General features: G+C 66.3%; 11 protein-coding genes. 5 read left to right on the forward strand and 6 right to left on the reverse strand.

What is annotated here, in order from left to right; translation table 11 throughout:
* Positions 1–216 precede the first annotated feature (216 nt).
* The 3 genes from AC1DYX_RS09300 (at position 217) to AC1DYX_RS09310 (ending at position 5,696) form a co-directional block, all read left to right on the forward strand.
* Positions 217–2,478: a family 1 glycosylhydrolase gene (locus tag AC1DYX_RS09300; RefSeq protein WP_477258531.1), complete on the forward strand. Its 2,262-nt coding sequence runs from the start codon at positions 217–219 to the stop codon at positions 2,476–2,478.
* Between the two features lie 133 nt (positions 2,479–2,611).
* A complete protein-coding gene (locus AC1DYX_RS09305) occupies positions 2,612–4,393 on the forward strand; it encodes a cation:proton antiporter domain-containing protein (protein WP_477258532.1) in 1,782 nt (593 codons plus the stop codon).
* A gap of 34 nt (positions 4,394–4,427) precedes the next feature.
* Complete coding sequence (locus AC1DYX_RS09310) at positions 4,428–5,696, forward strand: CaiB/BaiF CoA transferase family protein (RefSeq protein ID WP_477258533.1); 1,269 nt, start codon at positions 4,428–4,430, stop codon at positions 5,694–5,696.
* 9 nt (positions 5,697–5,705) lie between these two features.
* Here the strand turns inward: AC1DYX_RS09310 and AC1DYX_RS09315 are convergent, their stop codons facing one another.
* The 6 genes from AC1DYX_RS09315 to AC1DYX_RS09340 form a co-directional block, all read right to left on the reverse strand.
* Positions 5,706–6,032: a hypothetical protein gene (locus tag AC1DYX_RS09315; RefSeq protein WP_477258534.1), complete on the reverse strand. Its 327-nt coding sequence runs from the start codon at positions 6,030–6,032 to the stop codon at positions 5,706–5,708.
* A 157-nt stretch (positions 6,033–6,189) separates the two neighbouring features.
* A complete protein-coding gene (locus AC1DYX_RS09320; protein WP_477258535.1) occupies positions 6,190–7,419 on the reverse strand; it encodes an MFS transporter in 1,230 nt (409 codons plus the stop codon).
* A 178-nt stretch (positions 7,420–7,597) separates the two neighbouring features.
* On the reverse strand, positions 7,598–8,476 hold the full coding sequence (locus AC1DYX_RS09325; protein ID WP_477258542.1) for a hypothetical protein: 879 nt from the start codon (positions 8,474–8,476) through the stop codon (positions 7,598–7,600).
* A gap of 17 nt (positions 8,477–8,493) precedes the next feature.
* Entirely contained in the window at positions 8,494–9,276 is a 783-nt protein-coding gene (locus AC1DYX_RS09330; protein ID WP_477258536.1) for a hypothetical protein, read from the reverse strand.
* Complete coding sequence (locus AC1DYX_RS09335; protein ID WP_477258537.1) at positions 9,273–9,803, reverse strand: hypothetical protein; 531 nt, start codon at positions 9,801–9,803, stop codon at positions 9,273–9,275. Before AC1DYX_RS09335 ends, AC1DYX_RS09330 begins: the two co-directional genes overlap by 4 nt.
* Positions 9,804–9,830: 27 nt before the next feature.
* Positions 9,831–10,121: a DnaJ domain-containing protein gene (locus tag AC1DYX_RS09340; protein WP_477258538.1), complete on the reverse strand. Its 291-nt coding sequence runs from the start codon at positions 10,119–10,121 to the stop codon at positions 9,831–9,833.
* Positions 10,122–10,332: 211 nt separating this feature from the next.
* Here AC1DYX_RS09340 and AC1DYX_RS09345 point away from each other — a divergent pair, with 211 nt between their 5' ends.
* Both AC1DYX_RS09345 and AC1DYX_RS09350 read left to right on the forward strand, forming a co-directional pair.
* Complete coding sequence (locus tag AC1DYX_RS09345) at positions 10,333–12,081, forward strand: glutamine--tRNA ligase/YqeY domain fusion protein (RefSeq protein WP_477258539.1); 1,749 nt, start codon at positions 10,333–10,335, stop codon at positions 12,079–12,081.
* 169 nt (positions 12,082–12,250) lie between these two features.
* The coding region (locus AC1DYX_RS09350; RefSeq protein ID WP_477258540.1) for a CHASE domain-containing protein at positions 12,251–13,293 on the forward strand (1,043 nt) is incomplete at its 3' end.

A 13,293-nucleotide genomic window follows, 5' to 3' on the forward strand; every position in this document is an offset into this window, starting at 1 on the left:
CGGAATACCTATCCAATTCACTGGCCGCGCGCAATCAGCGGCGCCACCAGGTGAGAACAGGATGTGGATACGAAAAATTCATGGATGGCATGGTTGCAGGTTGACGCCCCGCTGTCAACCGCCACCGCTCGAAAGCCAGGCGCTTCCCCGACTTTTTTGCCAGTTCGGGACCATGCTGAATTTTTTGTTGCAATAATACTAACAGATTGGTGATTTATGGATTCTACGAAGAGCACGAACAGCCACGCCCGCCCCCTCGAACTCTGGGGCGGCCTCGAATGCACCACCAACCGCGTCCGCGACGACTACTTCCACCAGCTCGACAGAAACGGCCATGCCGCCAGGGCCGACGACGTCGACCGCTTCGCCTCCCTCGGCATCCGCGCCATCCGCTATCCCGTCCTGTGGGAGCGCACGGCGCCGGATGGCCTCCACGCCGCCGACTGGACATGGGCCGACGCCCGCCTGAACGCCCTGCGCGCGCACGGCGTCACCCCGATCGCCGGCCTGATCCACCACGGCAGCGGCCCGCGCCATACGAGCCTCGTCGACCCGGCATTCGCGCAGCAGCTGGCCGACTATGCCGGCGCCGTCGCCGCGCGCTATCCATGGATCGAGTACTACACGCCGGTCAACGAGCCATGCACGACGGCACGCTTCGCCGGCCTGTACGGCGTGTGGTATCCGCACGGCCGCGACGACCGCACGTTCGTCGTGGCGCTGCTGAACCAGTGCCGCGCCGTCGTGCTGGCGATGCGCGCCATCCGTGCCGTCAATCCGAATGCCAGGCTCGTCCAGACCGACGACCTCGGCAAGACCTACAGCACGCCGGAGATGGCACACGTGGCCGAGTTCTACAACGAGCGCCGCTGGCTCGCGTGGGATTTGTTGTGCGGCATGGTCGGCCCCGCTCACCCCCTGTGGAGCTACCTGATCAAGACGGGCATTCCGGCGGAGGAATTCCTGTGGTTCCGCGCGAACCCCTGCCCGCCGGACATCATCGGCGTCAATTACTATGTCACGAGCGAGCGCTGGCTGGATCATCGCCCGGACCGCTATCCGCCGCACCACCGCGGCATGGCCGACGGCGTCCCGTGCGCCGACATCGAGACCTCGCGCGCGCTCGCGACGCCCACGGCCGGCATTGCCCCGCTGCTGCACGAGATCTGGGACCGCTACCACATCCCGCTGGCCATCACCGAAGCGCACATCGACGCCAACCGCGAAGACCAGTTGCGCTGGCTGCTGGAGATCTGGGAAGCGGCCAAGGAAGTGCGCGCCAGCGGCGTCGACCTGCGCGCGGTGACCGTGTGGTCGCTGCTCGGCTCGTTCGACTGGAACAGCCTCGTCACGCAGAACCGCGGCTATTACGAACCGGGACCGTTCGACGTGCGCGCGCCCGAGCCGCGCCCGACCGCGGTCGCGCGCATGATGCGCGAGCTGGCGGCCGGCACGCCGCTGTCGCATCCCGTACTGCGCGGCCAGGGCTGGTGGCGCCGGCCGGGCCGCTGGCTGTGCCAGCCCGTGGCGACGCCGGATGCCCTCACGTCGATCACGGCCGACGGCCACACGCTCGTCGGCAAGGATGCGGCACCCATCCTGATCACGGGTGCGACGGGCACGCTGGGCCGCGCCTTTGCCCGCCTGTGCCGCAAGCGCAACCTCGCGTTCCGCCTGCTGTCGCGCCAGGACATGGACATCACCGATCCGGCCTCGGTCGAACGCGCGCTGGACAAATACCGGCCGTGGGCGGTCGTCAACACGGCGGGCTATGTGCGCGTGGACGACGCCGAGCGCGATGCCGAACGCTGCTTCCGCGAGAACGCCATCGGCCCCGCGATCCTGGCGGCCGCGTGCGCCCGCCACGGCGTGCACCTGACGACGTTCTCCAGCGACCTCGTGTTCGACGGCGCGCTCGATCGCCCCTATGTCGAAAGCGACACCGTCGCTCCGCTCAACGTCTACGGCCGCAGCAAGGCCGAGGCCGAGCTGCGCGTGCAGGACCGCCATCCGGGCGCCCTCGTCGTGCGCACGAGCGCGTTCTTCGGGCCGTGGGACAAGCACAACTTCGTCACCCTGGCGCTGCACGCGCTGGAACGGGGCGAACCGTTCCGCGCGCCGCACGACATGGCCGTGTCGCCGACCTATGTGCCGGACCTCGTGCACACCTGCCTCGACCTCGCGATCGACGGCGAGTCCGGCGTCTGGCATTTGTCCAACGTGGGCACGCTGACCTGGGCCGAGCTGGCCGGGCAGGCGGCCGCGCGGGCCGGCGTGGATGCGAGYCGGCTGGAAGCCGTGCCGGCCGCGGCCTGCGGGTTCGCGGCGGCGCGGCCGCGCTATTCGGGCCTGCACAGCGAGCGCGGGATCCTGTTGCCGGTGCTGGACAACGCGCTCGGGCGCTACCTGGAACTGCGCAACGAGATCGACCAGGAGATGGAGGAAGTGATCCTCATGGCGGAAAGCCGGCAGGCGTGATGACGGCGCGTGGTGGGCACAGGGTGCCCACCCTACGATTACAATTGCCGTAGGGTGGGCTCCCCGAGCCCACCATGCGCATGCGCCCCACACGATAAAATTGCACGGATCACATCCGAAAAAGGCCCCACCCGTGCAAGAGCAACACGCCTTCCCCTTCCTGCGCGAAATCCTGCTGTTCCTCGCCCTGTCCGGCATCCTGATCCCGCTGCTGCAACGCTTGCGCATCAACCAGGTGCTGGGCTTTCTCGCCGTCGGCGCCCTGCTCGGGCCGTTCGGGCTCGGGCGCATGGCGCAGGATTTCGCCCCGCTCGGCCTGCTCACGTTCCCGAACAACGACAACGTCGCCATGCTGGCCGAACTGGGCGTGCTGTTCCTGATGTTCATGATCGGCCTCGAACTCTCGGCCGCGCGCCTGTGGGCCATGCGGCGCTGGGTGTTCGGTATCGGCAGCGCGCAGGTGGTGTTGTGCACCGCGCTGATCGGCGGCGCCGCGTACCTGCTCCTCGACCGCCGCCTCGACGCCGCGCTCGTGCTGGGCCTCGTGCTGTCGCTGTCGTCGACGGCCGTCGTGATGCAGTTGCTGGCCGAGAGCCACCGCACCGCGAGCCCCGTCGGCCAGGCGGCGTTCGCCGTGCTGATGCTGCAGGACCTGGCCGTCGTGCCGATCCTGATCCTGATCGGCGCACTCGGCAGCAACGATGGCGGCGGCACGAACGTGGCGCTGCTCGCCTTGCTCGCGATGGCCAAGGCGGCCGGCGCCATCGCGCTGATCTACCTGGTCGGCGGCAGGGTCGTGCATCCGCTGTTCCGCGCGTTCGCACGCCACCGCCAGCCGGACGTATTCATGGCGCTGATCCTGCTGTCGACGTTCGGCATCGCCGCGCTGTCCCACCTGGCCGGGCTGTCGATGGCGCTGGGTGCGCTGATCGCCGGCCTGCTGCTGGCCGAGACGGAATTCAAGCACGAGGTCGAGCTGATGGTCGAACCGTTCAAGGGCCTGCTCATGGGCCTGTTCTTCATGACGGTCGGCATGAACATGGATACGCTGCAGGTCGTGCACGCCCCCCTGTGGCTGGCCGCCGCCGTGTGCGGACTCGTGCTGCTGAAGGGCATCGTGATCGCGCCGCTGCTGCGCCTGGGCGGCCTGCCATGGGGCCGCGCGCTCGAGGGCGGGCTGCTGCTGGGCCAGGGCGGCGAATTCGCATTCATCGTGATCGGCTACGCGATCGCATCGAAGCTGCTCGACGACGCGCTCGGTGCGCGCGTGATGCTGGCCGTCGGCCTGTCGCTGTTCATCACGCCGCTGCTGGCGCGGATCGGCCACGCGATCGGCGAGCGCTCGGCGGCGAATGCCAATCCCGTCGCAGCGCACCTCACGGACGACGAACTCGAAGCGGCGCGCGGCCGCGTGATCATCGCCGGCTTCGGCCGCGTCGGCCAGCAACTGGCCAAGCTGCTGGCGGCCCAGGACATCCCATTCATCGCGTTCGAGAACGACGCGAAACTCGTCGCGCGGCTGCACAAGGACGGCGTGCCCGTGTACTTCGGCAACGCGGCGCGGCCGGATCTGCTGCGCCACGTCCATGCCGACGAGGCGCCCGCGATCGTGCTGACGATGGACCATCCGGCGTCGGCGCTGCACGCCGTGCGCGGCATCCGGCGCGAGTTCCCGCACGTGCGCCTGTACGCACGCTCGCGCGACGAGAAGCATGCGCGCTCCCTCAAGCACGCCGGCGCCAATGTCGTCGTGCCGGAAACGCTGGAAGCGAGCCTGCAGCTGTCGGCCTTCGTGCTCGAAGGGATGGGGCTGGACGAGCGCGTCGTCGACGACATCGTCGACCGCGAGCGCGATTCGTTCGCCGCCGTGCTCGACGACGCCCGCGCGGTCGCGCGTGAAGAACGCGACGTATAATCCGCGCCGAGAACAACTCAACAACGGAGACGAGATGGCATCCCATCCGAACGGACCGCACAACGGTCCGGACCAGCGCCTGCAAGGCGCGCTGGGCCACATCCGCGTGCTCGACCTGTCACGCGTGCTGGCCGGCCCATGGTGTTCGCAAAACCTGGCGGACCTCGGCGCCGACGTGATCAAGATCGAACGGCCCGGCGCCGGCGACGACACGCGCGCCTGGGGCCCGCCCTACGCGCCGGACGCTGCCGGCCACCCGACCACCGAGGCCGCGTACTACCTGTCGGCGAACCGCGGCRAGCGCTCGCTCACGGTCGACATCGCAAGCGCACAAGGCCAGGCGCTGCTGCGCGACCTGGTACGCCATTGCGACGTCGTGCTGGAGAACTTCAAGGTCGGCCACCTCAAGCGCTACGGCCTCGATTACGACACCCTGAAGGCCATCAAGCCGGACCTCGTGTACTGCTCCATCACGGGCTTCGGCCAGGACGGGCCGTACGCGCACCGCGCCGGCTACGATTTCCTGATCCAGGGCATGGGCGGACTGATGTCGGTGACGGGCGAGCGCGACGACCTGCCGGGCGGTGGTCCGCAAAAAGTCGGCGTGGCGCTGACGGACCTGATGACGGGCATGTACGCCACCATCGCCGTGCTCGCCGCGCTCACCCACCGCGACCGCACTGGAGAAGGCCAGCACGTCGACATGGCCCTGCTGGACACGCAGGTCGCCATGCTCGCCAACGTCGGCAGCAATTACCTGAACAGCGGCAAGCGGCCCAGGCGCTGGGGCAATGCGCACGCCAACATCGTGCCGTATCAGACCTTCGCCTGCAGCGACGGCCACATCATCGTCGCCGCGGGCAACGACGGCCAGTACCAGAAATTCGTCGAAGCGGGAGGCCGGCCGGAACTGGCGCGCGACCCGCGCTTCGCCACCAACCCCGCGCGCGTGCAGAACCGCGACGTGCTCGTGCCGCTGCTCGCCGACATGGTGCGCGAGCGCCCGCGCGCCGAATGGATCGCCATGCTGGAAGCGGTGGGCGTGCCGTGCGGCCCGATCAACGACCTGGACGAAGTGTTCGCGAACGAGCAGGTGCGCGCACGCGGCATGGAAATCGCGCTGCCGCATCCGACGGCCGGATCGGTGAAACTCGTGCGCAACCCGATGCGCATGTCGGCCACGCCGGCGACGAGCGTCAAGGCGCCGCCGCTGCTGGGCGAGCACACGGACGAAGTCTTGCGCGACGTGCTGGGCAAGAGCGACGAGGAGATTGCCGCCCTGCGCGCGGGCGGCGTGGTGTGACGTTGACGATCAATGCAACTTGTGCTTCAGGTCCGACAGCTCGGCATGCACGCGGGTGACGGCAGCCTCCAGGTGGGCCGGCATCGTCGGCAGCGAGCGGCTGATGCGCTTGGCTTCGTCGCCCATGTCTTCCAGGCTGTCCACGCATTGCTGGATGCGCTGCTGGTCGTTCGACTGCATCACGCTCTGCGCCTGCTGCGCTTCGCGCGACAGTCTTTCGATGCAGTCGCGGATTTCGTTCGGCGCATCCTGCGACTGGCGGCAAGCCTGTTCGGCCTCGTCGATGGTTTGCCGAATATGAGTGAATCGCCGCTGGATTTCGTTTGCTTGCAACATGACGTACTCCTTGCATTGATGGCTCGTGTCCGCATCCCACCTGAGACGCGGGGCTGGAGCGTCATGGTAGTCCTGTTGGGAATCGGGGGGCGCACGAACCGTATTGACGAGCTGAATGCCCGGCATCGGATTTATCGGAATTGACGACGCAGCAGTATCACACGCTTTCGGCGGGCTGGACGGGCTGAGCAGGCTGCAACGGCGCCAGGCCGCGCAGGCGCAGCGCGACGCCCATCGCCAGCACGAGCACGAGGCCCAGCATGGCGACGACGCCGGGCCAGCCGCCATGCGCCCAGACGACGCCCGCCAACCAGCCGACGACGCTCGACCCGAGATAGTAGAAGAACAGGTACAGCGCCGAGGCCAGCGCCTGCGGCGGCCGTGCGCGCCGGCCGACCCAGCTGCTCGCAACGGAATGCGAGGCGAAGAAGCCGAACGTGAACAGCCCCATGCCGGCGACGATGACGACGACACCAGGCGCCAGGGTGAGCAGCAGGCCGCCGAGCATGGCCAACATCACGATCCACAACACGTTGCGGCGCCCCAGCCGGTCGGCCAGCTTGCCGGCCCAGACGGAGCTGAAGATGCCCAGCAGGTACAGCACGGACAGCGTGCCGACGGCCGCCTGGCGCAGGCCGTACGGCGGCGCCAGCAGGCGGTAGCCGATGTAGTTGTACATGCTCACGAAGCAGCCCATCAGCAGGAACGACAATGCGAACAGCCAGGGCAGTCCGGCGTCGCGCACGTGCTGCGCCGTGCCGTTGACGAGCGCGCGCACCCCGCCCTGCCCCGGCCGGAAGCGGCGCGAGGCGGGCAGGCTGCGGTTGAATTCCCAGGCCGCGTACAGGCCGGCCACGCCCATCGAGCCGACGGCGACGCGCCAGTTCCAAAAGTCGCTGATGACGGACGCGAGCACGCGCCCGGCCATGCCGCCGAACGCGCTGCCGCCGATGTACAGGCCCATCGAATGGCCCAGCGACGGCCCTTCGATTTCTTCGCTGAGGTAGGCCATGGCGAGTGCCGGCATCCCGCCCAGCAGCAGGCCGAGCAGCGCCCGTAGCAGCAGGAGCTGGCCGAAGCCATGGGCGAACGCGGCCAGGAACGTCAGGACGCCGCCGGCGAACATCGACCCGGCCATCAGCGGTTTGCGGCCGTAGCGTTCCGACAGCACGCTGGACGCGAGCAGCGATACGGCCAGGGTGCCGGTGGCGGCGGACAGCGCGAGGCTGCTTTGTGCCGGGGTCAGTGCGAAGTCGTGCGCGAGCAGCGGCATCAGCGGCTGCACGCAGTACAGCAGGGCGAACGTGGAAAAGCCGCCGAAGACCATGGCGCGGTTGATGCGGCGGAATTCAGCGCTGGCGGCGCTGATGGGAGGCGGGGACGACATGCGGGGATGATAGCCGCAAACGCGCGATGGCATGTCCATACGGCCCGTTTCCACGGCCACGACAAGCCGCGTCTCGGGTAGGGTGGGCACCACGTGCCCACGCGTTCAACCAGCTTGTGAACAGCCGTGCCGTCCGCTTTCACGGTAGTTGAACGCGTGGACGGGGGACCCGTCCACCCTACGGATATTCAGCATCGATTTCGGAGCCGGCGTAGTTTTCAAGCTCCACGAACAACTGCTTCATGGGCACCTTGCCCGCGATATTCTGCAGCAAGGTGCTGTGGCGATAAGCGTCGATGCGATCCGCGACGATGGCCCGGTGCGGCGCCGGAATATTCTCCAGCAGCGCGGCCCAGCCGGCCTCGAAGTCGGGCTTGCCCTTGCGCACCGCCTGGACGAAGCGCTCGAATTCCTTCTGCCCCGTGCGCGCGACGATGCGGCCCCCACCCTCGATGCCGAAGATGATCGCAAGCGCGATCACGCCTTCCGCGTTCAGGTCCGGATCCTTGACGCCGCCTTCCCAGTGATGCCGGCGCAGCCACTGCGCGGCGCGCACGACGCCCTGCACCTCCTGGCGCTGCTTCAGCTGGCCCAGGTAGCGCTCGTAGCCGGACCACGTCTCGCCGGGGTCGGCCGTGCAGATGTCGACGAACAGCTCCTTCAGGCGGCGCGCCGAATACACGGGGTCGTTGTCATACTCGCCGATCAGCGTGTCCTCCGGCAGCGCCGCCAGTTCGCGGATCAGGCGGAAGCCCTGCTGGAACACGTATTCCGCGCCCTCGCCCAGCAACAGGTCCAGCGCGTCCAGGTCGCCCTGTTCGTCGTCCGTCTCGACCAGATGCTCGAGGCCCAGCGACACGCCGCCGACGGCCAGCAGCAAGGCGCGCTGGATGCCCTCGGCCGTGCGGTCGTTGGTGAACTTCTCGGCCACCATCGCCGTGATGCCCGACAGTTCGTCGGCCAGGCCGGCCGCCTCGTCGGCATTGGCGTGTTGCGGGATCAGCCGGATCGCGCGGATCAGCCGGGGCAGTCTTTCGATGACGATGGCAGGCAGCATCGATGCGCTCGCTCCCGTCACGAGAAAATATCCGTACCCATGCTGCGGCGGCCACTGCGGCGCTGCAGGCTGCGAACGGATGGCACCTGCTTGCGCAGGCGGTGCAGCAGTTCGCGCGTGCCGCGCTGCTGGAATTCCGTCTCTTCGTCCGGGTCGTCCGGCAACTCGACGTCCGCGAGGTCGGCCGTGTTGCGGTATTCCGGGAACAGTTCCAGCAGCGAGCGCTGCCAGCCGTCCTCGCTGGCCTTGGCCAGATCGATCGCGAGCGGCACGATGTCGCTGTCGGACGTCGTGTGCACGTTGATGTGCGGACCGCGGTTGTTGATCTCGCCCGCCACTTCCAGGATCTCGCGCGGCGCCAGCGACCACACGATGGCGAATGCCGTCGCGCCATAGTCGGTGGCGGACGCTTCCGTCAGCAGCTCATGGCGGCGGTCCTCGTCATCCGTCGTGTAGACGATGCCGTGGATGTGGTTGAACAGGTTTTCCGCGATGCGCTCGGGATCGTCCTCGATCATGTCGTCCGGCCACGTGGCGGCCAGGTAGGCGAGGCTTTCGGCCCAGGCCTTCGGCGGCACGAGCAACGTGGCGACCGAAGTCTTGGCGCCGTCGAAGCCGGCCAGGTGCAGCGCCGTCACCTGCGGCGGCAAGGTGGACAGCACCTCGGCCACGGCGTAGTCGCCATGCTCGTCGGCGGCCTGCGACAACGCCTCCTCGGCGTGCTGCAGCGAACCGGCCAGCACGAGTTCGCCGACCTGCTTGGTCAGCGCCGGCAGGTTGGATTTCTTGTCGTCGCTCATTCGCGGTCACCTCCGTCCTGGTCGAACAGCTGGGTGAAGTCGTCGCCGGCGGCCGTCTCGTCGAGCTCGTCGTCGTCGCCTTCGTCGTCTTTCGCGAGCTGGTCGAGCGACTGGTCGTCGTCTTCCCAGCGGGCCTGGTTCTTGTACAGGAACGCCGTCACGATGGCCTGGCGGGCCAGTTCCGGATAGTTGTCGCAGATAGCGGCATACATCGCGCGACCTTCGTCGTCGCCGTCGCCGCCGTTACCGTCACAATTTGCCATCGCGAACACTTTGGCAGGGTCGCCGCCTTCGTAATCACAGGCTTCGCGGATCAGGCCCTTGGGGTCCGTGAAGCGGATGCGGTCGACGAGCGCGAACGCCATCATGTTGACGTCGTCGAGCCCGTCGCCGTTGGCGTATTCGGACACGAGGGCCTGCACCATCATGTCGTAGTTCTTGCGGTTGGGCGGATCACCCAGGGTGCCTTCGATTTGACCTTCCAGCTCGCGCGACTGGAAGGCGAACTCCGGATGTACTTTTTTCATGATTGACTCGTATTCTGTTGGGTGTGCTCAGGCGGCCAGATTCACGCCATTCAGGGCGAACACCGAGCGCCACAGCTCGAAGGCCTCGCTTTCCGCGTCGAGCACGATGCGGTGGTTCACGCTCTGGTCGTATTCCGCCCGCCTGATTGGGTCGGACAGGACCTCGTAGGCCTTCGTGACAGCCTTGAAGCGCGCTTCCGCGCCGGGCGCCTGGTTGCGGTCCGGGTGGTAGCGCATCGCCAGCGAACGGTAGACCTTCTTGATGTCGTCGTCGCTGGCATTGGGCGCGACGCCGAGGATCGCGTATAGATTTTCCACTTGTGAACTCTCCGGCACGGCAATAGCCGAAAAAACATTAAACCGAGATTATCCTATAGAAAACGCCAACTTGACAGATCGCGACCCGGGACACCGGTCACCCAGTATGCGGACAGCCCTTTGCGCGAACCGTGCGCTTGACCACATAGCGGACCGGATGGCGTCTTCTACGGTAAAATGCCGGGAATCATACCCGTCCCTTATAGGTTTCATGAGTAACGACAAGAACGCTGCGGCGGCTACCCCGTCGCCGAATTTCGTCCGTGCGATCGTCGAATCCGACCTCGCCTCGGGCACCCACACGCGTGCCGGCATGCCGTCCGTGATCACGCGCTTTCCGCCGGAGCCGAACGGCTACCTGCACGTGGGTCATGCCAAATCGATCTGCCTGAACTTCGGCCTGGCGCGCGACTACCAGGGCCGCTGCCACCTCCGTTTCGACGATACCAATCCGGAAAAGGAAGATCAGGAATACGTCGACACGATCATGGACAGCGTCAAGTGGCTGGGCTTTACGTGGGAACAGGGCGGCCAGGAATACCTGCATTACGCCAGCGACTACTTCGACCAGCTGTATGCGATGGCCGAGTACCTGATCCAGAACGGCAAGGCCTATGTCGACAGCCAGAGCGCCGAAGACATGTCGCGCAACCGCGGCAATTTCGGCACGCCGGGCACGAACTCGCCGTTCCGCGACCGTCCCGCCCTCGAATCGCTGCAGATCTTCCGTGACATGAAGGCCGGCAAGTACAAGGATGGCGAGCACGTGCTGCGCGCGAAGATGAGCGACGATGCAATGGCCTCGCCCATCATGACGAACCGCGACCCGGCCCTGTACCGCATCCGTCACGCGCATCACCACCGCACGGGTGACAAGTGGTGCATCTATCCGATGTACGACTACACGCACCCGATCTCGGACGCGCTGGAAAGCATCACGCACTCGCTGTGCACGCTGGAGTTCCAGGACCACCGCCCGTTCTACGACTGGCTCGTGGAGACGCTGGCCGAAGGCGGCTTCTTCGAGCGCCCGGTGCCGCGCCAGTACGAATTCGCACGGCTGAACCTGACGTATGTCGTCACCTCGAAGCGCAAGCTGCGCCAGTTGGTCGACACGGGCGTCGTGAACGGCTGGGACGATCCGCGCATGCCCACCATCGTCGGCCTGCGCCGCCGCGGCTACACGCCGGAAGCCATCCAGCTGTTCTGCGAGCGCATCGGCGTCTCGAAGGCCGATGGCTGGATCGACATGAGCACGCTGGAAGGCGCCCTGCGCGACGACCTCGACCCGAAGGCGCCGCGCGCCGTCGCCGTCCTGCGTCCCTTGAAACTGATCGTCGATAACTTCCCGGAAGGCGAGACGGTCGAGTGCAGCGCACCCGTCCACCCGCACCATCCGGAATGGGGCACCCGTTCGTTCCCGTTCAGCAAAGAGCTGTGGATCGAGCAGGAAGACTTCATGGAAGTGCCGACCAAGGGCTACCACCGCTTCACCCCGCCGGTCGACGACAAGCCGGGTTCGCGCGTGCGCCTGAAGTACGGCTTCGTGACCGAGTGCGCCGGGTTCGACAAGGACGAAGCCGGCAACGTCACCGCCGTTCACGTGAACTATTTCCCGGACTCGAAATCGGGCACGCCGGGCGCGGACAACTACAAGGTCAAGGGCAATATCACCTGGGTCAGCGCCACGCACGCCCTGGAAGCCGAGGTGCGCCTGTACGACCGCCTGTTCCTCGACCCGCAACCGGACGGCGGCGGCAAGGACTTCATGAGCGTGCTGAACCCGAACGCGCTGGAAGTCGTCACCGCGTATCTCGAGCCGGGCCTGGCCCAGGCCGCGCCGGACCAGCGCTTCCAGTTCGAGCGCCACGGCTATTTCGTCGCCGACCGCGTCGATTCGCAGCCGGGCAAACCCGTGTTCAACCGCGTCACGACGCTCAAGGACAGCTGGGGCAAGTAAGTCCTCGCTTCGTCACGAGCCCGGCCTGCGCGCCGGGCTTTTCTTTGGACGGGGCCGGGACAACCAGCGGCGATCTGCCCCGGCAACTCCCCGAACTGCTAGGTCCGGCCGACGTCCAAGACAAGTAAGTTGCAATAAGTTAAAATATCATGCCTGCCTGCGGAACCTCATGTCGACGACGCTGAGAGACGCGTTTTCCGTTACCCGGTTCTCGTTCTGGACCGGCGCCCTGCTGTCGACGCTGGTTGGCAGCATGCTGTACATCGTCACGGCACGTTCGATCGAAAGCAATGCTTCCGAGCGCTTCAACAATCACGCGAGATATGCGCAGAGCGTGATCAGCGTCYGGATCAAGTCGTATAACGATCTGCTGCAGTCGACCGGCAGCACGCTCCAGAGCATGGAGGCCATCACACATCGCGAGTTGCACCAGTACGTGGCCGGTCTGAATTTGAGCAAGAATTTCCCGGCAGTCGATTCGGTCAATTTTGCAGCACACGTGACCGATGATCGACGTGACATCTTCCTCGGGGAACTGCGAAAAGAGCTGCAGGGCCACGTCACGTCAGCCTACTCGCTGGACATCATGCCGCCAGGTCGGCGCGCTTCCTATCTGGTCGTGTCGTACATCGAACCCGACGTGCCCAGTCCCGGACATTACGGTATCGATCTGCTGGCGAACCCTTATTTCGGCACGCAATTGGACAAATCCCGTGACGCAGGCACAGTCTATGCCTCCGGTACGCAGATCCAGGCCTTGTCCCGGCCAAACGATATCCATCTGGGCATGCGCATGCCCATCTATTACAGCGGCGCCGGCCTCGACACCGTGGCCCGGCGCCGTGCAGCCTACGTGGGCTCCCTCGGCATTGCCTTCAGCGTCCCGAAGCTTTTGCATGGCGTCATGGATGAAGTGCCGATCGTGGGATTGCGCATGACCCTGTACGACATCGGTCCCGGTCTGGATATCCATGGGAAAGATACGGGAAGCACTCCACGCGTGCTGTTCGACAGCCATGGCAGCAGCGCAAATCCGGCGCCACCGCTGGCCGGCCGCGACGCGAATTTTTCGACAACGTTTTCACTGGATTTCCACGGTCGTACCTGGACGACGGTTTACTCGGCGCCGAAGACCGCGCTGTACACGGAATTCGACACGTATTATCCGAAGCTGAYGATGGCGTTCGGCTTCCTCGGCTCGGTCCTGCTGTA

This window comes from Massilia sp. P2_C2 (assembly GCF_056404615.1).

Coding starts and splice junctions, on each gene's coding strand:
- AC1DYX_RS09315 (WP_477258534.1), bottom strand. CDS start 6,032: ATGTTGCAAGCAAACGAAATCCAGCGGCGATTCACTCATATTCGGCAA.
- AC1DYX_RS09325 (WP_477258542.1), bottom strand. CDS start 8,476: ATGCTGCCTGCCATCGTCATCGAAAGACTGCCCCGGCTGATCCGCGCG.
- AC1DYX_RS09335 (WP_477258537.1), bottom strand. CDS start 9,803: ATGAAAAAAGTACATCCGGAGTTCGCCTTCCAGTCGCGCGAGCTGGAA.
- AC1DYX_RS09320 (WP_477258535.1), bottom strand. CDS start 7,419: ATGTCGTCCCCGCCTCCCATCAGCGCCGCCAGCGCTGAATTCCGCCGC.
- AC1DYX_RS09345 (WP_477258539.1), top strand. CDS start 10,333: ATGAGTAACGACAAGAACGCTGCGGCGGCTACCCCGTCGCCGAATTTC.
- AC1DYX_RS09330 (WP_477258536.1), bottom strand. CDS start 9,276: ATGAGCGACGACAAGAAATCCAACCTGCCGGCGCTGACCAAGCAGGTC.